The 19353-nt window shown below is 71.8% G+C and carries 17 protein-coding genes; 5 read left to right on the forward strand and 12 right to left on the reverse strand.

What is annotated here, in order from left to right; genetic code table 11:
* Positions 1–26 precede the first annotated feature (26 nt).
* From IEY71_RS11555 to IEY71_RS11605, 11 genes are all read right to left on the reverse strand, one after another.
* Positions 27–728: a response regulator gene (locus IEY71_RS11555; protein ID WP_189085480.1), complete on the reverse strand. Its 702-nt coding sequence runs from the start codon at positions 726–728 to the stop codon at positions 27–29.
* A complete protein-coding gene (locus IEY71_RS11560; protein ID WP_189085481.1) occupies positions 725–3259 on the reverse strand; it encodes an ATP-binding protein in 2535 nt (844 codons plus the stop codon). Before IEY71_RS11560 ends, IEY71_RS11555 begins: the two co-directional genes overlap by 4 nt.
* A gap of 5 nt (positions 3260–3264) precedes the next feature.
* Entirely contained in the window at positions 3265–3879 is a 615-nt protein-coding gene (kdpC, locus tag IEY71_RS11565) for a potassium-transporting ATPase subunit KdpC (RefSeq protein ID WP_189085482.1), read from the reverse strand.
* A gap of 26 nt (positions 3880–3905) precedes the next feature.
* Positions 3906–6011, reverse strand: coding sequence for a potassium-transporting ATPase subunit KdpB (gene kdpB, locus IEY71_RS11570; RefSeq protein WP_189085483.1), 2106 nt, complete (start codon positions 6009–6011; stop codon positions 3906–3908).
* A 3-nt stretch (positions 6012–6014) separates the two neighbouring features.
* Positions 6015–7688: a potassium-transporting ATPase subunit KdpA gene (gene kdpA / locus IEY71_RS11575; RefSeq protein WP_189085484.1), complete on the reverse strand. Its 1674-nt coding sequence runs from the start codon at positions 7686–7688 to the stop codon at positions 6015–6017.
* A complete protein-coding gene (locus IEY71_RS11580; RefSeq protein WP_189085485.1) occupies positions 7688–7777 on the reverse strand; it encodes a potassium-transporting ATPase subunit F in 90 nt (29 codons plus the stop codon). The genes kdpA and IEY71_RS11580 overlap by 1 nt, the downstream gene beginning before the upstream one ends.
* A 580-nt stretch (positions 7778–8357) precedes the next feature.
* Complete coding sequence (locus IEY71_RS11585) at positions 8358–8846, reverse strand: GbsR/MarR family transcriptional regulator (protein ID WP_229781706.1); 489 nt, start codon at positions 8844–8846, stop codon at positions 8358–8360.
* Positions 8847–8873: 27 nt separating this feature from the next.
* Positions 8874–10493 (reverse strand): ABC transporter permease, encoded by a 1620-nt coding sequence (locus IEY71_RS11590; RefSeq protein ID WP_189085486.1) that lies wholly within the window; start codon positions 10491–10493, stop codon positions 8874–8876.
* The gene (locus tag IEY71_RS11595; RefSeq protein ID WP_189085487.1) at positions 10490–11515 is read right to left on the reverse strand and encodes an ABC transporter ATP-binding protein; all 1026 of its coding nucleotides are present in this window, start codon (positions 11513–11515) and stop codon (positions 10490–10492) included. Before IEY71_RS11595 ends, IEY71_RS11590 begins: the two co-directional genes overlap by 4 nt.
* A gap of 90 nt (positions 11516–11605) precedes the next feature.
* Positions 11606–12274: a potassium channel family protein gene (locus tag IEY71_RS11600; protein ID WP_189085488.1), complete on the reverse strand. Its 669-nt coding sequence runs from the start codon at positions 12272–12274 to the stop codon at positions 11606–11608.
* Positions 12267–13712, reverse strand: coding sequence for a TrkH family potassium uptake protein (locus IEY71_RS11605; protein WP_189085489.1), 1446 nt, complete (start codon positions 13710–13712; stop codon positions 12267–12269). Before IEY71_RS11605 ends, IEY71_RS11600 begins: the two co-directional genes overlap by 8 nt.
* 70 nt (positions 13713–13782) lie before the next feature.
* Between IEY71_RS11605 and IEY71_RS11610 the strand changes: the two genes are divergently transcribed.
* Positions 13783–14202, forward strand: coding sequence for an ArsR/SmtB family transcription factor (locus IEY71_RS11610; protein WP_189085490.1), 420 nt, complete (start codon positions 13783–13785; stop codon positions 14200–14202).
* A 372-nt stretch (positions 14203–14574) separates the two neighbouring features.
* On the opposite strand, the gene IEY71_RS11615 is transcribed toward IEY71_RS11610, so the two are convergent.
* On the reverse strand, positions 14575–15084 hold the full coding sequence (locus IEY71_RS11615; RefSeq protein WP_189085491.1) for a GNAT family N-acetyltransferase: 510 nt from the start codon (positions 15082–15084) through the stop codon (positions 14575–14577).
* A gap of 121 nt (positions 15085–15205) precedes the next feature.
* Here IEY71_RS11615 and IEY71_RS11620 point away from each other — a divergent pair, with 121 nt between their 5' ends.
* From IEY71_RS11620 to IEY71_RS11635, 4 genes are all read left to right on the forward strand, one after another.
* Positions 15206–15304 (forward strand): 30S ribosomal protein bS22, encoded by a 99-nt coding sequence (locus IEY71_RS11620; RefSeq protein WP_003792170.1) that lies wholly within the window; start codon positions 15206–15208, stop codon positions 15302–15304.
* Between the two features lie 408 nt (positions 15305–15712).
* Positions 15713–15979, forward strand: a complete 267-nt coding sequence (locus tag IEY71_RS11625) for a glutaredoxin family protein (RefSeq protein ID WP_189085492.1) — start codon at positions 15713–15715, stop codon at positions 15977–15979.
* A gap of 100 nt (positions 15980–16079) precedes the next feature.
* Positions 16080–18422: an arylsulfatase gene (locus IEY71_RS11630; RefSeq protein ID WP_189085493.1), complete on the forward strand. Its 2343-nt coding sequence runs from the start codon at positions 16080–16082 to the stop codon at positions 18420–18422.
* 4 nt (positions 18423–18426) lie between these two features.
* On the forward strand, positions 18427–19350 hold the full coding sequence (locus tag IEY71_RS11635; RefSeq protein WP_189085494.1) for an HAD family hydrolase: 924 nt from the start codon (positions 18427–18429) through the stop codon (positions 19348–19350).
* Positions 19351–19353 lie beyond the last annotated feature (3 nt).

Genomic DNA, 19353 nt, shown 5'->3' on the forward strand with positions numbered 1-19353 from the left:
AGGCCGCGCGCGGGCCGTCGCCGGCGCTACGGCTCGAAGCGGTAGCCCATGCCGGGCTCGTTCAGGAAGTGGCGGGGTTCCGCCGGCACCGGTTCGAGCTTGCGGCGCAGCTGGGCGACGTAGAGCCGCAGGTATCCGGCGTCGTTCGCGTGGTACGGCCCCCACACCTCCGACAGCAGCATCTCGCGGGTCAGCAGGCGGCCGGGATGCTTCAGGAAGAGTTCCAGCAGGTGCCACTCCGTCGGCGTCAACCGCACCGCGCCGGTCGAGCCGCCGGTGCCGCCCGCCCCGTCCGCGCGGCGGATCGTCTTCGCCGCGAGGTCCACCTCGAGCTCGCCGATGCGGTGCACCGCGCCGGCGTCGTCCTCGCCCGCCGGGCGGCGGGAACGGGCGCGGATCCGCGCGAGCAGCTCGTCCATCGCGAACGGCTTCGTCACGTAATCGTCGGCGCCCGCGTCGAGCGCCTCGACCTTCTCGCCCGAGTCCGTGCGCCCCGACAGCACGAGGATCGGCACGCTCGACCAGGCCCGCACCGCGCGGATCACGTCGAGGCCGTCGACGCGCGGCATGCCGAGATCGAGCAGGATGAGGTCCGGATGCCCCGAGGCCGCCTGCTCGATCGCCTCCGCACCGTCGCGGGCGTGCAGCACCTCGTAGCCGCGCGCCGCGAGCGTGATGCGGAGCGCGCGCTGCAGCTGCTCGTCGTCGTCCGCGAGGAGGATCCTCATCGCACCGGCCCTTCCTCGCCCGCCGACGTCGTCGGCGCGGCATCCGCCGCAGCCCCGGCATCAGCCGCCGGCAGCGTCACCACCATCGTGAGCCCGCCGCCCGGGGTGTCCTCCACCTCCAGGGTGCCGTCCATCCCCTCGACGAAGCCCTTCGAGAGGGCGAGGCCCAGGCCGAGGCCCGTCTCATTGTCGGTGTCGCCCAGCCGTTGGAACGGCGTGAACACGCCGTCGCGGCGCTCCACCGGGATGCCGGGGCCGCGGTCCACGACGCGCAGCTGCACCCGCCCGCGGAACCCCGACGCCGCGATCCGCACCCGCTCCCCGGACGGCGAATGCCGCACCGCGTTCGCGAGCAGGTTCACCACCACCCGCTGCAGCAGCCCGGCATCGGCGAGCAGCGGCGGCACGCCATCGGCGAGATCCAGCTCGACCTCGCCCGGGCCGAGGCCGAGCTCGTCGAGCGCGGGGAACACCACGTCCGCCGTCTCGACCGGCGCGAGCCGCACCGCGAGCGCCCCCGCCTGCACCCGGCTCACGTCGAGCAGGTTCGTCACCAGCTCGGCGAGCGAGTCGAGGCTCTCCGCCGCGGTGTCGAGCAGCTCCGCGCGCTCATCCGCTGGCAGCCGCAGCTCGGGGGAGCGCAGCGCGCTGATCGCCGCCGATGCCGAGGTGAGCGGTCGGCGCAGATCGTGCCCCACCGCGGCGAGGAGCGCCGAGCGCACCTTGTCGGTCTCGGCCAGTTCGGAGGCCTCCTCGGCCGCGGATGCGAGGGCGCCGTGCTCGATCGCGGCGTCCAGCTGGGTCGCGATCACCTGCAGCAGGCGGCGCTCCGAGGCATCCAGGTCCGGTCCGTGCAGTTCGAGCGTGCCGCGCTCGCCGATCGGCACGAGCGAGACCCGGTCGTCGCGGGTCGGCTCGCCGTCGGCGACCCGCGGCTCCCCGTCGAGGAGCAGGCGGACCCCCGCGAGCCCGAACGCCTCGCGCGTACGGGTGACCATCGCCTGCAGCGCGTCCTCGCCGCGCAGCACGCTGCCGGCCATCGTCGCGAGCAGCTGCGACTCGGCCGCCGCCCGCTTCGCCTCGCGGGTGCGGCGCGCCGCCTGGTCGACGACGTAGCTCACGAGCAGGGCGTTCGCGACGTAGAACACGAGCGCGAGGAACTGTCTCGGATCGGCGATCGTCAGCGTGTGCACTGGCGCCACGAAGAGGAAGTTCAGCGTGATCCCCGAGAGCACCGCCGCGAAGAGCCCCGGCCAGATGCCCCCGATGAGCGCGACGACGATCACGAGCAGCTGGTACGCGAGCACGTCGCTCGTGATCGAGGTCTCCGTGTGGAACTGCAGCAGCACCCAGCTGAGCAGCGGTCCCGCGACGAGCGCGACCGCGAAGCCGATGAGGAGCCGCGTGCGGCTGAGCGCCCCGCCGATCCGCGGCAGCGAGAGGGCCGCGCCGGCCGCCGCGTGCGTCACGATGTGCACGTCGATGTCGCCGGACTCGCGGATCACGGTCGCGCCGATGCCCGGCCCCGAGAACGCGGCGGCCAGCCGCGAGCGGCGGCTCACCCCGATGACGAGCTGCGTCGCGTCGACCGAGCGGGCGAACTCGACGAGCGCGCGGGGCACGTCCTCGCCGACGACCTGGTGGAAGGTGCCGCCGAGCTGCTCGACCAACGTGCGCTGGGCGTCGAGGGCGCCCGGATGCCTCGCCCGCATGCCGTCCGGCCGGGTCACGTGCACGGCGATCAGCTCGCCGCCGGAGGAGCGCGACGCGATCCGCGCCCCGCGGCGGAGCAGGGTCTCGCCCTCCGGGCCGCCCGTGAGCGCCACGACCACGCGCTCGCGCGCCTCCCACTTGTGGCTGATGCCGTGCTCGGCGCGGTACGCCTTGAGCGCCGAGTCCACCTCGTCGGCGAGCCAGAGCAGGGCGAGCTCGCGGAGGGCCGTGAGGTTGCCGAGCCGGAAGTAGTTCGAGAGGGCGGCGTCGATCCGCTCGGCCGGGTAGACGAGCCCGCCCGAGAGCCGGTCGCGGAGCGCCTGCGGCGCCAGGTCGACGACCTCGATCTGATCGGCCGCCCGCAGCACCCGGTCGGGGATCGTCTCCCGCTGCGGCACCCCGGTGATCTGCAGCACGACGTCGCCGAGCGACTCGATGTGCTGCGTGTTCACCGTCGAGATGACGTCGATGCCGGCGTCGAGCAGCTCCTCTACGTCCTGCCAGCGCTTCTCGTGGCGCGAGCCCGGCGCGTTCGTGTGGGCGAGTTCGTCGACGAGCGCGACCTCGGGCCGGCGGGCGAGGAGCGCGTCGAGGTCGAGCTCCTCCAGCGGCATCCCGCGGTGGGTGCTCACCCGGCGGGGCACGAGCTCGAGCCCCGCCGTCATGGCGGCGGTCGCCCGCCGGCCGTGGGTCTCGACGAAGCCGACGACGACGTCGCGGCCCTCGCCGAGCAGCCGCTTGCCCTCCTCGAGCATCGTGTACGTCTTGCCGACGCCGGGCGCGGCGCCGAGCAGTACCCGCAGCCGACCCCGTCGCATACCGGTCAGTCTCCCACCAACTCGGCGAGCGCGAGGTTCAGCCGCAGCACGTTCACCGTCGGGTCGCCGAGGTAGCCGGCGTCGCGGCCCTGCACGAAGCGTTCGACGAGCGTGGCGACCTCGGTCTCGGGCAGCCCGCGCGCCTCGGCCACCCGGGCCACCTGCAGCCTGGCGTAGGCGGGGCTGATGTGCGGGTCGAGGCCGGATCCCGACGCCGTCACCGCGTCGACCGGGATCTCGCCCGGCGCCGCACCGTCGGCCTCGCCGATCGCCGCCTGCCGCTCGCCGATCGCGGCGACGAGGTCCGCGTTCTCGGGGCCGTAGTTGCTGCCGCTCGAGGCGCCGCCGTCGTAGCCGTCGCCCGCCGCCGAGGGGCGCGGCTGAAACCACTCGGGCAGCGCCGCGCCCTCGGCATCCGCGAACGACTGCCCGATGAGGGCCGAGCCGACGACCGCGCCGTCGGCGTCGCGCACGAGCGAGCCGTTCGCCTGCGCCGGCAGGGCGAACTGGCCGATGCCCGTGACGACGGCGGTGTAGCCGACGCCGAGCACGAGGGTCAGCACGAGCATCGCGCGGAGCGCGACCCAGTGGGTGCGGAGGGTGGAGCGGGTGGTGCTCATGGGACGGTCCTTTCGTTCCGGGCGGGTCAGAACCCGGGGATGAGGCTGACGAGGAGGTCGATCAGCTTGATGCCGATGAACGGCGCGATGATGCCGCCGAGGCCGTACACGAGCAGGTTGCGGCTGAGCACGGCGCTCGCTCCGCCCGCCCGGTACTTCACGCCGCGGAGCGCGAGCGGGATGAGGAAGACGATCACGATCGCGTTGAAGATGATCGCCGAGAGCACCGCCGAGGCCGGCGAGTGCAGCTGCATCACGTTCAGCACCGCGAGCCCCGGGAACACGCCCGCGAACATCGCCGGGATGATCGCGAAGTACTTCGCCAGGTCGTTCGCGATCGAGAAGGTCGTGAGCGCCCCGCGCGTGATGAGCAGCTGCTTGCCGATCCGCACGATGTCGATGAGCTTCGTCGGGTCGGAGTCGAGGTCGACCATGTTGCCGGCCTCCTTCGCCGCGGAGGTGCCCGTGTTCATCGCCACGCCGACGTCGGCCTGCGCGAGCGCGGGCGCGTCGTTCGTACCGTCGCCGGTCATCGCGACGAGGTTGCCGCCCTCCTGCTCGCGGCGGATGAGGGCGAGCTTGTCCTCGGGCGTCGCCTCCGCGAGGAAGTCGTCGACGCCGGCCTCCTTCGCGATCGCGGCGGCGGTGAGCGGGTTGTCGCCCGTGATCATGACGGTGCGGATGCCCATGGAGCGCAGCTCCGCGAAGCGCTCGGCGAGGCCGTCCTTCACGACGTCCTTCAGGTGCACGACGCCGAGCACGCGGGTCGCGCCGTCCGGCGCGCGCTCCGCGACGACGAGCGGGGTGCCGCCCGAGGCCGAGATCGCCTCCACCCGTTCGTCGAGCTCGGCGAGCAGGGAGGAGGGCTGGCGCCCGGATGCCTCGACCCACGCGAGCACCGCGGATCCCGCGCCCTTCCGCACGATCCGCCCGTCGGCGAGGTCGAGCCCCGACATCCGCGTCTGCGCCGTGAACGGCACGACCTCGCCGGCCGGCTGCGCGTCGCCCGAGGCGGGGAAGGCGAGGCCGCGCTCCGCCGCGAGCTCGACGATCGAGGCGCCCTCGGGCGTCGGGTCGGCGAGCGAGGCGAGCGCCGCCGCGCGGACGAGCTCGGCCTCCTCGACGCCGGGCAGCGGCACGAAGGCGCTCGCCCGGCGGTTGCCGTAGGTGATGGTGCCGGTCTTGTCGAGCAGCAGCGTGGTGACGTCGCCGGCGGCCTCGACCGCGCGGCCCGACATGGCGAGCACGTTGCGCTGCACGAGCCGGTCCATCCCCGCGATGCCGATCGCCGAGAGCAGCGCGCCGATCGTCGTCGGGATGAGGCAGACGAGCAGGGCGACGAGCACCGGGATCGAGGCGGGCAGCGCCGCGTAGGAGGCGATCGGGTTGAGCGTGAGCACGACGACGACGAAGACGATCGACAGGCTCGCGAGCAGGATGTTCAGCGCGATCTCGTTCGGCGTCTTCTGCCGGGCGGCGCCCTCGACGAGCGCGATCATCCGGTCGACGAAGGTCTCGCCCGGCTTCGAGGTGATGCGCACGACGATGCGGTCGGAGAGCACCCGGGTGCCGCCCGTGACCGCGCTGCGGTCGCCGCCGGACTCGCGCACGACGGGGGCCGACTCGCCCGTGATCGCCGACTCGTCCACCGAGGCGATGCCGTGCACGATGTCGCCGTCGCCCGGGATGAGCTCGCCCGCCGTGACGACGACGAGGTCGCCCAGCTGGAGGGCCGCCGAAGAGACCTCGGCCGTGCGGCTGCGCTCGGCGCCCGGGTCCGCGACCTCGTCGTACCGCTCGACGCGGTGCGCGACGGTGTCGCTGCGGGTGCGGCGGAGCGACTCGGCCTGCGCCTTGCCGCGGCCCTCGGCGACCGCCTCCGCGAGGTTCGCGAAGAGCACCGTGAGCCAGAGCCAGGCGGCGATCGCCCAGGTGAACGACCAGGGCACCTCGCTGCCGCCGGAGGCGTGCGGCCCGCCGAGGAAGGGTTCGGCGATCGCGAGCAGCGTGGTGAGCACGGCGCCGAGCTCGACGACGAACATGACGGGGTTCCGCCACATCCGGCGCGGGTCGAGCTTGCGCAGCGCGCCGGGCAGCGCCTGCCCGAGCTGGGCGGTGGTGATGAGGGACATGGGTCAGTTGAGCCCTTCTGCGAGGGGTCCGAGGGTGAGCACGGGGAAGTAGGTGAGCGCCGTGACGATCACGGTGACGCCGAGGAGGAGGCCGACGAACTGCGGTCGGTGCGTCGGCAGGGTGCCGGCGGTGGCCGGGACCTTCCGCTGCGCCGCGAGCGAGCCGGCGAGGGCGAGCACGAGCACGATCGGCACGAAGCGGCCGAGCAGCATCGCCACGCCGAGCGCGATGTTGAACCACGGCGTGTTCGCCGTCAGCCCGGCGAAGGCCGAGCCGTTGTTGTTCGACGCGCTCGTGAAGGCGTAGAGCACCTCGCTCATGCCGTGGATGCCGGGGTTCCAGATCGAGGTCGACTCCACGTCCTCCCGGACGCCCGGGAGCGCGAAGCTCAGGGCGGTGCCCGCGAGCACGAGCGTCGGCGTGACGAGGATGTACAGGCTCGCGAGCTTGATCTCGCGCGGCCCGATCTTCTTGCCGAGGTACTCGGGCGTGCGGCCGACGAGCAGTCCCGCGATGAACACCGCGATCACGGCGAGCACGAGCATGCCGTAGAGGCCGGAGCCGACGCCGCCGGGGGCGACCTCGCCGAGCATCATGTTCAGCATCGGCAGCATGCCGCCGAGCGCCGTGTACGAGTCGTGCATCGAGTTCACGGCACCCGTCGAGGTGAGCGTCGAGGTCGTGCCGAACAGCGTCGAGCCGAAGATGCCGAAGCGCGTCTCCTTGCCCTCCATCGCACCGCCGGCGAGCTCGGGCGCCGTGCCGCGGCCGGCGGCCTCGAGGGCGCTGAGCGCGACGAGCGAGAGCACGAAGAGCGTCGCCATGACCGCGAGGATCGCGTAGCCCTGCTTGTTCGACCCCACCATGCGACCGAAGGCGCGCGGCAGGGCGAAGGGGATGGCGAGCATGAGCACGGTCTCGAACAGGTTCGTCCATGCGGTGGGGTTCTCGAAGGGGTGCGCCGAGTTCGCGTTGAAGAAGCCGCCGCCGTTCGTGCCGAGGAGCTTGATGACCTCCTGGCTCGCGACCGGGCCGCCGGGCAGCTGCTGGCTGCCGCCGGAGAGGGTCTGCACCTCGGTGAATCCCGCGAAGTTCTGCACGACCCCGCCGGCGAGGAGCACGACGGCGCCGACGATCGCGAGCGGCAGCAGCACCCGCAGGCAGCCGCGCACCAGGTCGACCCAGAAGTTGCCGATCGTGGGTGAGCCGTGCCTGGCGAAGCCGCGCACGAGCGCGATCGCGACGGCGATGCCGACGGCCGCTGAGACGAAGTTCTGCACGGCGAGCCCGGCGAGCTGCACGGTGTAGCCCATCGTCAGCTCGGGGGAGTACGACTGCCAGTTCGTGTTGGCGACGAAGGAGGCCGCGGTGTTGAACGCGAGCCCTTCCGGCACGGCGGGCAGGCCGAGCGAGTACGGCAGCACCGCCTGCGCCCGCTGCAGGGCGTAGACGAGCAGCAGGCCGACGAGCGAGAAGGCGAGCACGCCGCGGAGGTACGCGGGCCAGGACTGCTCGGCGCGCGGGTCGACGCCGATGAGGCGGTAGAAGCCGCGCTCGACGCGCCAGTCGCGGTCGCTCGTGTAGGTGCGGGCCAGGTAGTCGCCGAGGGGGCGGTACAGGAGGGCGAGGATCAGCGCGAGGGTGGCCGCCTGCAGGGCGGCGAAGAGGACCTCCATCAGAACCGCTCGGGCTTCACGAGGGCGATGACCAGGTAGATGACGGCGGCGATGCCCAGCGCGGCGGCGAGGAGCTCGAAGACGATCACAGCTTCTCGACCCCCTTGGCGATGAGGGCGACGACCGCGAACACGGCGAGGATGCCGAGGATGGCGACGACGTCGAGCACGGGGACTCCAGGATCGGGCGCCGCCTGCCGCGGTCGCGGCGGGCGGGCAGCGGTTCGGCTGCACCTGCGATGCAACACCCGCGGCGGCGGCCGAGCGGCGGTCCTCACGGTTCCCTAACGCCCCGCCCGCCCCATCCCTACGCGCCCCTCACGCTCGTGGTTCGCTGAGCCTGCCCTGGTTCGCTGAGCCTGTCGAAGCGCCCCTCGACAAGCTCGGGGAACCATCTGGTTCGCTGAGCCTGTCGAAGCGACGGCCGCACCCCTCGACAAGCTCGGGGAACCACCTGGCCCGCTGAGCCTGTCGAAGCGCCCCTCGACGAGCTCGGGGAACCACCTGGCCCGCTGAGCCTGTCGAAGCGCCCTCGACGAGCTCGGGGAACCACCTGGTTCGCTGAGCCCGTCGAAGCGATCGCACCCCTCGACAAGCTCGGGGAACCACCTGGCCCGCTGAGCCTGTCGAAGCGATCGCACCCCTCGACAAGCTCGGGGAACCAGCCGGCCTACTCCCCGCGGCGCAGCGCCTCGCGCTCGCCCTCCCACTCCTCGAGCAGCTCCGGCATCCGCGCCGCCATGAAGCGGAAGAAGCCGGCCATGTCCCGCCCGCGCGCGGCCGCGGCGTCGTCATGGGCGTCGTCGGCGATCTCGTCGATGAGCTCCGCGAGCCGCGAGTAGATCGGCAGCCCGCTCGTGAGCACCGCGTGCCAGGTGTCGTCGAACAGGCGGTAGCGGTCGCGGCGGCTGTCGGGGCTCGAGATGCGCTGGGCCATCCGCGCCGTCTGCAGGTAGCGCACCGCGCCCGACACCGCGGCGGCGCTCACGCCGAGCCGCTCGGCGAGCTCGGCCGCGGTGGAGCCCTCGGCGGGCGAGGCCACGAGGGCCATCAACACGCGCGAGGGCATCCGCGGCATCCCGGCGGCGGTGAGCATCGCCGCCCCCTCCTCGGCGGCGGCGATCGCGCGGTGCCGGCCGCGATCCTCGGATGCCGTCACGCGTCCCTCCTCATGTCGATCCGCCGCTCAATCGCCCGCCGCGAGCTCGCGGCGCCGCATCAGGCCGAGCGCGAGCACGCCGCCCGCGGCGACGACGCCGAGCAGCCACCACAGCCCCTTGGCGTCGACCCCGTCGGTGGTGGCGACGGGCGTCACGGCGACGGGCGACAGGTTCGTCACCCAGTCGGGCAGCCCGAACAGGGGGCCGAACATCCCCAGCAGCAGCGCGACGAGCACGAGCACCCAGCCGAGCGCGATCGTGAGCCGCGGCGCGAGCACGAAGACGAGCGCTGTCAGCACCAGGAACACCGCCGCCGCGGCGAGCTGCCCCGCCCCGGCGACGAGCGCGTCCCAGGCGAGCGAGGCGTCGGCGCCCTTCGCCTGCACGCCGAGCCAGGCGCCGAGCACGGCCGCCGCGCACACGGCGACCGCGGCGCCGAGGCCGACGAGGAGGAACGCCCAGAGCCAGCGCACCCGGCCGACGGGCGCGGCGAGCACCTGCTCGGCGGTGCCGTGCGTCTCCTCCTGACGGGCGCGCGTGACGGTCTGCACGGCGGCGCACGCGGCGAGCACCCCGACGATCGTGAAGAAGATCACGACCATGCCCTGTTCGAGGCTGCCGCCCTTCGACAGCGCGGCGAAGAGCTCCTCGACCGCGGGGATCTTCGTGCCGATCTCGTCGATCACCGCGCCGAGGCTCGTGGCGAGCACCCCGGTGAGCAGGCCGCCGACGGTCCAGCCGACGACGGAGCCGCGCGCGAGCCGCCAGACCAGGCCGAGCGGCGAGCCGAGGCTCGCGGGCGCCTCCAGCCGGCCGGCGCGTTCGGCGATGAAGCTGCCGTCGAGGTCGCGCAACCGCTGCAGCGCGAAGGCGAGCGCGGTGAGCGCGACGGCGACGGCGGCGCAGAGGGCGAGCGGCCACCAGGCGTCGTCGGCGAAGGGCCGCGCGTTCTCCGCCCAGCCGAACGGCGAGAGCCAGGTGAGCCAGGAGCTCTCGATGCGCTGCAGATCGCTCGACGGCGTGCCGAGGGCGTTGCCGAGCCCGCAGACGAGGAAGCTCCCGAGCAGCACCCAGACGCCGAGCGAGTTCGCGCCGCGCGAGGTGCGCATGAGCTGCGCCGCCACGAGGCCGACGCCGAGGAACACGAGCCCGACGGCGGCCGCGGCGATCCCGGACACGATCGAGCCGAGCGGGGCGTAGCCCGCCCCGGCGAAGCAGGCGGCGACGAGCGCGGCGAGCGCGAGGTTCGCGCCGATGCCGTGCAGCACCGTCGCGACGAGCGGCGCGGTGCGCCCGGCCGGGGTCGCGGCGACGAGCTCCGCCCGGCCCAGCTCCTCGTCCATGCGGCTGTGCCGCACGGCGAGGAAGCTCGACATGAACGCCGCCATCATCGCGAGGAACGGCAGGATCAGGAACAGCGTGAAGGCGTCGAGCTCCGCCCCGGACGGCAGCCCGCGGAAGAGCATGATGACGGGGTTCGCGGCGACCGCGGCGAGCACCTCCTGCCGGTCGGCCTCGGTGCCGTAGGACTGCTGCACCCCGCCGACGGCGGCGAGCGCGAGCAGCGCGGTGCCGCCGACCCAGAGCACGAGCTGCCAGCGGTCGCGGCGCAGGCGCTGGCCGAGCAGCGCGCCGAGGGCGCTCATCGCCGCGCCCCCTCCCTGGCGGTGTGCGAGGACCCGGCGGATGCCTCGACGGCGGATGCCGCGCCGTCGCCGATCTCGTCGCCGTAGTGCCGCAGGAACAGCTCCTCGAGCGAGGGCGGCTCGATGCGCAGGCCGCGCACGTTCCGGCTCGCGAGGGCGGGCAGGATGCCGGCGACGCGATCGCTGTCGACGGTGAACCGGGCCCGCCCGTCGGCGACGGCGGCGTCGTGGATGTCGGGGAGGCCGGCGAACGCGGTGTCGGCCGAGGCATCCGCCGCGCCCGAGGCATCCGTTCCGTCCGCCGCATCCGCCGCGTTCCCCGCGTCGAACGACACCTCCGTGCGGGTGAGGTGGCGGAGTTCGGCGAGCGTGCCGCTCTCGACGACGCGGCCGGCGCGGATGATCGACACCCGGTCGCAGAGCTGCTCCACCTCCGACAGGATGTGGCTCGACAGCAGCACGGTCGCGCCCGAGGCGCGCACGCGCGCGACCTCGCGGCGGAACACGAGCTCCATCAGCGGGTCGAGTCCGCTCGTCGGCTCGTCGAGGATGTAGAGCTCGGCGGGCACTGCGAACGCGGCGATGAGCGCGACCTTCTGCCGATTGCCCTTCGAGTACGCGCGGCCTTTCTTGCGCGGGTCGAACTGGAAGGCCTCGACGAGGCGGGCCTTCTCGGCCCGGTAGCCGGGGTCGCGGTGCGCGGCGCCGCGCAGCCGGGCGAGGAAGTCGACGGCCTCCCCGCCGGAGAGGTTCGGCCAGACGCTGACGTCGCCGGGCACGTAGGCGATCCGCCGGTGCAGGGCGACGGCGTCGCGCCAGGGGTGCGCGTCGAAGACGCTCGCCACCCCCGAGCTCGCGCGGGCGAGGCCGAGCAGGATGCGGATGGTCGTGGACTTCCCCGCGCCGTTCGGGCCGAGGAATCCGTGCACCTGGCCGGCGTCGACCTCGAGGTCGAGCCCGTCGAGGGCGCGGGTGCGACCGTAGCGCTTCACGAGGTCGCTGGTGCGGATGACGGTGGTCATGCGCGCGACGCTACGCCGATTTCACGAATTCGTGAATCTTCCTAACGGAATCCTTACGCCCGAGTCGTGGAGGCCGCCCGCGCGCGTCCGCTATTCGAGCGCCGCGAACTTCTCGATGTCGCCCTCGGTGCCGGTCACGATGATGAGGTCGTGGTTCGACACCACCGTCTTCTCCGTCGCGTAGGTGAACGGCTTGCCCGGGCTCTTCACGCCGACCACGGTGACGTTGTGCTTCGTGCGCACGCCCGACTCGGTCAGGTTCTTGCCGCGGATCGGCTTCGGCGGGTACATCTTCACGAGCGCGAAGTCGTCGTCGAACTCGATGAAGTCGAGCATCCGCCCGCTGACGAGGTGCGCGGTGCGCTCGCCCGCCTCGCGCTCCGGGTAGATGACGTGGTTCGCGCCGATGCGCTGCAGGATCTTGCCGTGCGAGGCGGAGATCGCCTTCGCCCAGATCTGCGGCACGCCGAGGTCGACGAGGTTCGCCGTGATGAGCACGGACGCCTCGATCGAGGAGCCGACCGCGCAGACCGCGGTCGAGAAGTCCTGCGCGCCGATCTGCTTCAGCGCGTCGATGTTCTTCGCGTCGGCGACGACGGCGTGCGTGACCCGCTCGGCCCACTTCTGCACGAGGGACTCGTCGGTGTCGACGGCGAGCACCTCGCGGCCGAGCCGGTCGAGCTGCCCCGCGGTCGCGGCGCCGAAGCGGCCGAGCCCGATCACGAGGACGGGGGCGTTGTGCTTGATGCGATCAACCAACGATGGGCCTCTCTTCCGGTCGTTTGAACAGCTGCCGGCGGGTGCTCGCGGCGAGCGCTGCGGCGAGGGTGACGGTGCCGACGCGTCCCATGAACATCGTGCCCGCCATGACGTAGACGCCCTCCGGCGGCAGTTCGGCGGTGAGCCCGGTCGACAGTCCGCAGGTCGCGAAGGCCGAGATGACGTCGAAGAGCACGTTCTCGAACGGCGCCTTCGTGATCTGCAGGATCGCGATGGAGGCCGCGGCGACGATCGTCGCGCCCCAGAGCACGACCGAGACCGACAGGCGCAGCATGTCGCGCGGGATGCGTCGGCCGAACGCCTCCATCGAAGGGGCGCCGCGCGCCTCGGCGACGGCCGCGAGGAACAGCACCGCGAGCGTCGTCACCTTGATGCCGCCCGCGGTGGACGCGGAGCCGCCGCCGATGAACATCAGCATGCTGCTGACGAGCTGGCTGGAGCCGTAGAGGTCGTGCATGTCGACGGTGGCGAAGCCGCCGGATCTCGTCATCGCGGACATGAAGAACGACTGGAAGATCGTCGGCCCGGCATCGAGGTGGCCGTAGGTCTTCGGGTTGGCATGCTCGAGCAGGATGAACATCGCCGCGCCGGCGATGAACAGGATCACGGTCGTGGTGAGCGTGAGCTTCACGTGCACGCTCCACTTGCGCGGGGTGCGCCACGCCTTCGCGAGCGCGAAGATCACCGGGAAGCCGAGGCTGCCGAGGAACACGCCGACCATGAGCAGCGACTGCATCCAGTAGTCGTGCTCGAAGGGCGCGAGGCCGCCCGGGTTCGGCGAGAAGCCGGTGTTCGTGAACGCCATCGCCGAGTAGTACAGGCTGTACCAGATCGAGTGGCCGACGTCGTATCCCGCGGCGAGCATGCTCGGCATGAGGCCGATCGCGAGCGCCGCCTCGATGACGAGGGCGCTCACCGCGACGGTGAACAACAGCCCGCCGACCTCGCCGAGGCGGATCGCCTGGCGCTCCGCCACGGGGCCGACGTGCAGCCGTGAGGGGTTCGTGTCGCTCGCGGCCATGAGCTTCGCCCGCAGGCCGAGGCGCCGCGAGATCACGAAGCCCAAGGTCGTCGCGAGGGTCAGCACGCCGATGCCGCCGATGTTCACGCCGAGGTAGACGAGCCCGTGCCCGAACGGCGACCAGTAGGTCGCCATGTCCACGGTCGACAGACCCGTCACACAGATGACCGAGACGGCGGTGAACAGCGCGTCGTGCAGCGGCGCGGAGGGTGCCTCGCCGGCCCGCGCGATCGGCAGGGAGAACAGCAGCGTGAAGACGAGGATGAGCGCCGCGAAGACGAGGATGGCGAAGCGGGACGGCGAGTGCTTGACCAGGCCGTCGACGGCGTCGCGGACGACCCCGAGCCAGCTGCGGCTCCCGCGACCGGGGTTCCCGATCGTCGGCCGTGCGTGCATCGAGCCCCCTCCAGCCTTGCGTGACGCGTGTGTCATGGTACTCCCCGGCGCGAGTGGCTACCCTTGCACCATGGCGGACATCTTCGACGTGGTGGCGGATTCGACCCGGCGAGACATCCTCGCCGTGCTTCTCGAGCGCGAGCAGAGCGAACCGTCGTCCGGCGGCGAGATCAGCGTCTCGGAGATCGTCGCCGCCCTCGGCGTGAGCCAGCCGACCGTGTCGAAGCACCTCAAGGTGCTCCGCGAGGCGGGGCTCGTCGCCGTGCGCGAGGAGGGCCAGCACCGCTACTACCGGCTCGACCGGGAGCCGCTCGAGACGATCGAGGACTGGCTCATTCCGTTCACGGCATCCGATGCCGCCGCCGATGCCGCGACCCTCGCGAGCGCCGCGATCTCGCTGAACGACGACCAGCGCGCCTTCGCCTCGCGCCTCGGCGCCGCGTTCGCCGAGACCGCCCAGCGCGTCACGCAGGTGGTCAAGCGCAAGTAGCCCTGGTTCCCCGAGCTCGTCGAGGGGCCTTGGCTCCCCGAGCCTGTCGAGGGGCGCTTGGTTCCCCGAGCCTGTCGAGGGGCCGAGCTCGTCGAGGGGCCGAGCTTGTCGAGGGGCCCGCTGGTTCCCCGAGCTTGTCGAGGGGTCGAGCTTGCCGAGGGCGCTTCCGACAAGCTCAGCGAACCAGGTGGTTCCCCGAGCTTGTCGAGGGGTCGAGCTTGTCGAGGGGCCGCTTCGACAAGCTCAGCGAACCAGATGGTTCCCCGAGCTCGTCGAGGCGCTTCGACCGGCTCAGCGAACCAGATGGTTCCCCGAGCTTGTCGAGGGGCCGGGCTCGTCGAGGGGCCGCTTCGACCGGCTCAGCGAACCAGCTCAGCGCAGCGGCTTGATCATCTCCAGCTCGAGGCCGCCGGGCGCGAGCTCGTACTGGCGGCTGCGGCCGGTGAGCGTGAAGCCGAGCTTCTCGTAGAACCGCCGCGCCCGCGCATTCGTCTCGTGCACCTCGAGCCGCAGGGTGTCGCCGAGGCCGAGCGCCCAGCGCTCCACCCCGTCGAGGAGCGCCCGGGCGACCCCGTGCCCGTCGCCGCGGCGGTCGGGGGCGACGAAGACGCCGACGAGCATCGGTCCCGTGGCGGCATCCGGCACGTACCCGCCCATCGTGCCGATCCAGCGCGCGCCCTCGATCGCGACGAGCGCGGTCTGCCCGGCCGTCTCGCCGCGGCGGGCGCGGAGCCGCCAGCCCGCCTCGTCGACGTCGAGCGCGTGCTCGAGCGTCTCGGCGTAGGCGATCGGCTCGTCGCGGAGCATCTCGAGGCGGAGGGCGCGCACTTCGCGCCAGTCGTCCTCGCGGGTGGAACGGACGGTGAACGGCGTGCCGGGCATCCTCCGACGCTACCCGAGGCCCGCGGTCGGGGCATGCGGATGGATCGGGTAGACTACCCCGAGGCTCTTTGGGCCCTCGGCTGCGGCACGCGCGGCCGACACGATCTTCAGTGAGGTTTCGATGGGTTCCGTCATCAAGAAGCGTCGCAAGCGCATGGCGAAGAAGAAGCACCGCAAGCTTCTTCGCAAGACGCGCCACCAGCGTCGCAACAAGAAGTAGTCGTTCCGACTACGGCTGAGCGTCAGGTCTGCGGACCTGGCGCTTTTCGCTGTCTCCGGATGGGTCGCTGAGCCTGTTCCCGGATGGTTCGCCGGGCCTGTCTCCGGATGGTTCGCTGAGCCTGTCGAAGCGCCCCTCGACGGGCTCGGGGAACCACCTAGCTCGCTGAGCTTGTCGAAGCGCCCTCGCCCCTCGACGAGCTCGGGGAACCACTTGGTTCGCTGAGCCTGTCGAAGCGCCCGTCGCCCCTCGACAAGCTCGGGGAACCATCGGGCCCCCTCGACGGGCTCGGGGAACCAGCGGGCCCCTCGACAAGCTCGGGGAACCAGCGCGCCCCTCGACGGGCTCGGGGAACCAGCGCGCCCCTCGACGGGCTCGGGGGACCAGGGCGGCGCGTAGGCTGAGGGGATGGCCCGAGACCTCCGCCTCACCCTCGTCGGCAAGCCCGGCTGCCACCTCTGCGACGATGCCCGCGAGGTGATTCGGGCCGTGCGCGAGGAGCTCGCGGCCCTCCCCGACGGGCCGACGATCGCGTTCGACGAGCAGTCGATCCTCGACGACGAGGCCCTCGCGCAGCGCTTCGCCGAGGAGATCCCCGTCGTGCTCATCGACGGCGAGGTGCACACCTACTGGCGGGTCGATCCGGTGCGGTTGAAAGCGGCGCTCCTCGGCTGACCGCGCGTTCCCCCTCTAGCCAAACTCCGGTCGGGCTGGCTAGGTTGGCCCAGAGAGGGCGGCCGACAACGTCCGCCCATGGTGATCTGGGGGGAGCATCGTGGCACGAGAATTCCGTGGACGCATCGAGCTGGACTTTCGGGACTCGCAGGCGGACTGGGACGCCTTCCTGCCGAACCGCGCACCGAAGGGCTCGCCGAACGTGCTCGTCGTGCTGTACGACGACACGGGCATGGCGGCGTGGTCGCCGTACGGCGGGCGGATCCAGATGCCGACGATGGAACGGCTCGCGAAGAACGGCCTGACGTACTCGCAGTGGCATACGACGGCGCTCTGCTCGCCGACGCGCTCGACGTTCCTCACCGGCCGCAATCACCACCTCAACGGCTTCGCGACGATCTCCGAGTCCTCGACCGGGTTCCCCGGCTACAACTCGCACATCCCGCCGTCGAACGCGACGATGGCGAACGTGCTGCGGGATGCCGGCTGGTCGACGTTCTGGGTCGGCAAGAACCACAACGTGCCGATCGACGAGTGGACCGCGGGCGCCTCGAAGAAGAACTGGCCGCTCGCCCAGGGCTACGACCGCTTCTACGGCTTCATCGGCGGCGAGACGAACAACTGGTACCCCTCGCTCGCCGAGGACAACCGCTACATCGACCAGCCCTACCTGCCCGAGGACGGCTACCACCTGTCGAAGGACCTCGCCGACCAGGCGCTGAAGATGATCCGCGACGTCAAGCAGACGGAGCCGGACAAGCCCTGGTACCTCTGGTTCTGCCCCGGCGCGAACCACGCCCCGCACCACGCGCCCGAGGAGTACATCGCCAAGTACAAGGGCAAGTTCGACGACGGCTACGAGGCCTACCGCGAGTGGGTCCTGCCGCGCATGATCGAGCGCGGCATCCTGCCGGAGGGCACCGCCCTCACCGAGCTCAACCCCATGCCCGACGGGACCTTCTCGCAGACCGACGAGGTGCGCCCCTGGGCGTCGCTGAACGACGAGGAGAAGGCCATGTTCTCGCGCATGGCCGAGGTCTACGCCGGCTTCAGCGAGTACACCGACGCGCAGGTCGGCCGCATCATCGACTACCTCGAGGAGTCGGGCCAGCTCGACAACACGATCGTCATCTACTGCGCCGACAACGGCGCGTCCGGCGAGGGCAGCCCGAACGGCTCGGTCAACGAGGGCAAGATCTTCGGCGGCTACCCCGACGACGAGGCCGAGAACCTCCGCATGGTCGACAAGCTCGGCTCGCCCGAGACGTACAACCACTACCCGACCGGGTGGGCGGCGGCGTTCTCGACGCCGTACAAGATGTTCAAGCGCTACACGTACCAGGGCGGCGTCGCCGACCCGCTCGTGATCTCGTGGCCGAAGGGCATCGCCGCGCGCGGCGAGGTGCGCCACCAGTACCACCACTCGACCGACATCGTGCCGACCATCCTCGAGGCCTGCGGCGTCGCGTTCCCCGACACGTACAACGGCATCGAGCAGACGCCGCTGTCCGGGGTGTCCATGGTGCCCTCCTTCGACGCGGCGCCCGACGCCCCCTCGAACAAGCAGACGCAGTACTACGAGATGTTCGGCCAGCGCGGCATCTGGCACGAGGGCTGGAAGGCCGTCACCGTGCACGGGCCGGTGAGCGGCAAGGGCAACTTCGACGACGACGTGTGGGAGCTGTACCACACCGAGGTCGACCGCTCGGAGTCGAACGACCTCTCGGCCGAGCACCCCGAGAAGCTCGAGGAGCTGAAGGCGCTGTGGCTCGAGGAGGCGAAGAAGAACAACGTGCTGCCGCTGAACGACCTGCAGATCATCGGCAACCCGAAGGACTTCGAGACCTTCGTCGCGATGGAGTTCCATCAGCCGGCGCCGCCGTCCGGGCGATTCGTCTACTACCCGGGCACGAGCGAGGTGCCCGAGCGCAGCGCGGCGAACGTGCACGGCGGCTCCTACAAGATCGCCGCCGAGATCGAGTTCACGCCCGAGACCGAGGGCGTCATCTTCGCGCACGGCTCCCGCTTCGGCGGCCACGCCCTCGTCGTGAAGGACGGCCAGGTGCACTACGTGTACAACTTCCTCGGCATCCCGCCGGAGGACCGCGTCTCCGCGCCCGTGCCGACCTCGGGCAAGCACATCATCGGCGTCGAGTTCGTGAAGGAGGGCGTCGGCGACTACCGCGAGCCGAAGGGGCCGGTGAAGCTCTACATCGACGAGCAGCAGGTGGGCGAGAAGCAGATCCGCACCGTGCTCGGCCACTTCTCGCTCTGCGGCGAGGGGCTCACGATCGGCCGCGACAGCGCCGATCCGGTGTCGTCGCTGTACGGCTACGGCTTCGACTTCACGGGCGGCGAGATCTCCCGCGTGGTCTTCGACATCGCCGACGACACGTACGTGGACCTGGAGGCGCACCTCGCCGCGGCGTTCGCGCGGGACTGAGCGGATGGCGGAGCGGCTGGCCTCCTGGGCCGACACCCCGACCCGGGAGGCCATCCTGTCGTTCATCGACCGCGTCGCGCACGGCCCGGACGCCGTGCCCGAGGCCGAGCGCGTCGCGGTCTTCGACAACGACGGCACGCTGTGGACCGAGAAGCCCATGCCGACGCAGCTGCACTACATCGTGGAGCAGTGGAAGCAGCAGGCCGCCGCCGACCCCTCGCTCGCCGAGAAGCAGCCCTACCGGGCGGCCGTCACCGGCGACTTCGCCTGGCTCGGCGGCGCCCTCGACCGGCACTACCAGGGCGACGACACCGATCTGAAGCTCCTGATCGGCGCCGTCGTCGGGGTCACCGACGGCATGAGCGTCGAGGACTACGCCGCCTCGGTGTCGCGCTTCTACGAGGAGGCGAAGCACCTCACGCTCGGCACCCCGTACGCCGACGCCGTCTACGCGCCGATGATCGAGCTGCTCCGCGAGCTCGAGGCGAACGGCTTCACCGTGTACCTGGTGTCGGGCGGTGAGCGCGACTTCATGCGGCCGATGACGGAGCAGTACTACGGCATCCCGCCGGAGCGCGTCATCGGCTCGGCGCTCGGCCTGCGCTTCGACGAGGACTCGGGGGAGGTGCGCTACACCGCCGGCCTCGACTTCTTCGACGACGGGCCCGAGAAGCCGGTGCGCATCTGGAGCCGCATCGGCCGTCGCCCGCTGCTCGCCGGAGGCAACTCCAACGGCGACCTCTCGATGCTCGGCTACGCGCGCGCCGGCGGCGGCCTCGCCCTGCTCGTGCACCACGACGATGACAGCGGCCGGGGCGACGCCCCGTACGACGCGGGCGCCGAGCGGGCGCTCGCCGAGGCATCCGATCGCGGGATCACCGTGGTGAGCGTGAAGCGCGACTGGTCGCGCATCTTCCCGGAGGGCTGAGCG

The organism is Agromyces mediolanus (assembly GCF_014648575.1).
GTDB lineage: Bacteria > Actinomycetota > Actinomycetes > Actinomycetales > Microbacteriaceae > Agromyces > Agromyces mediolanus.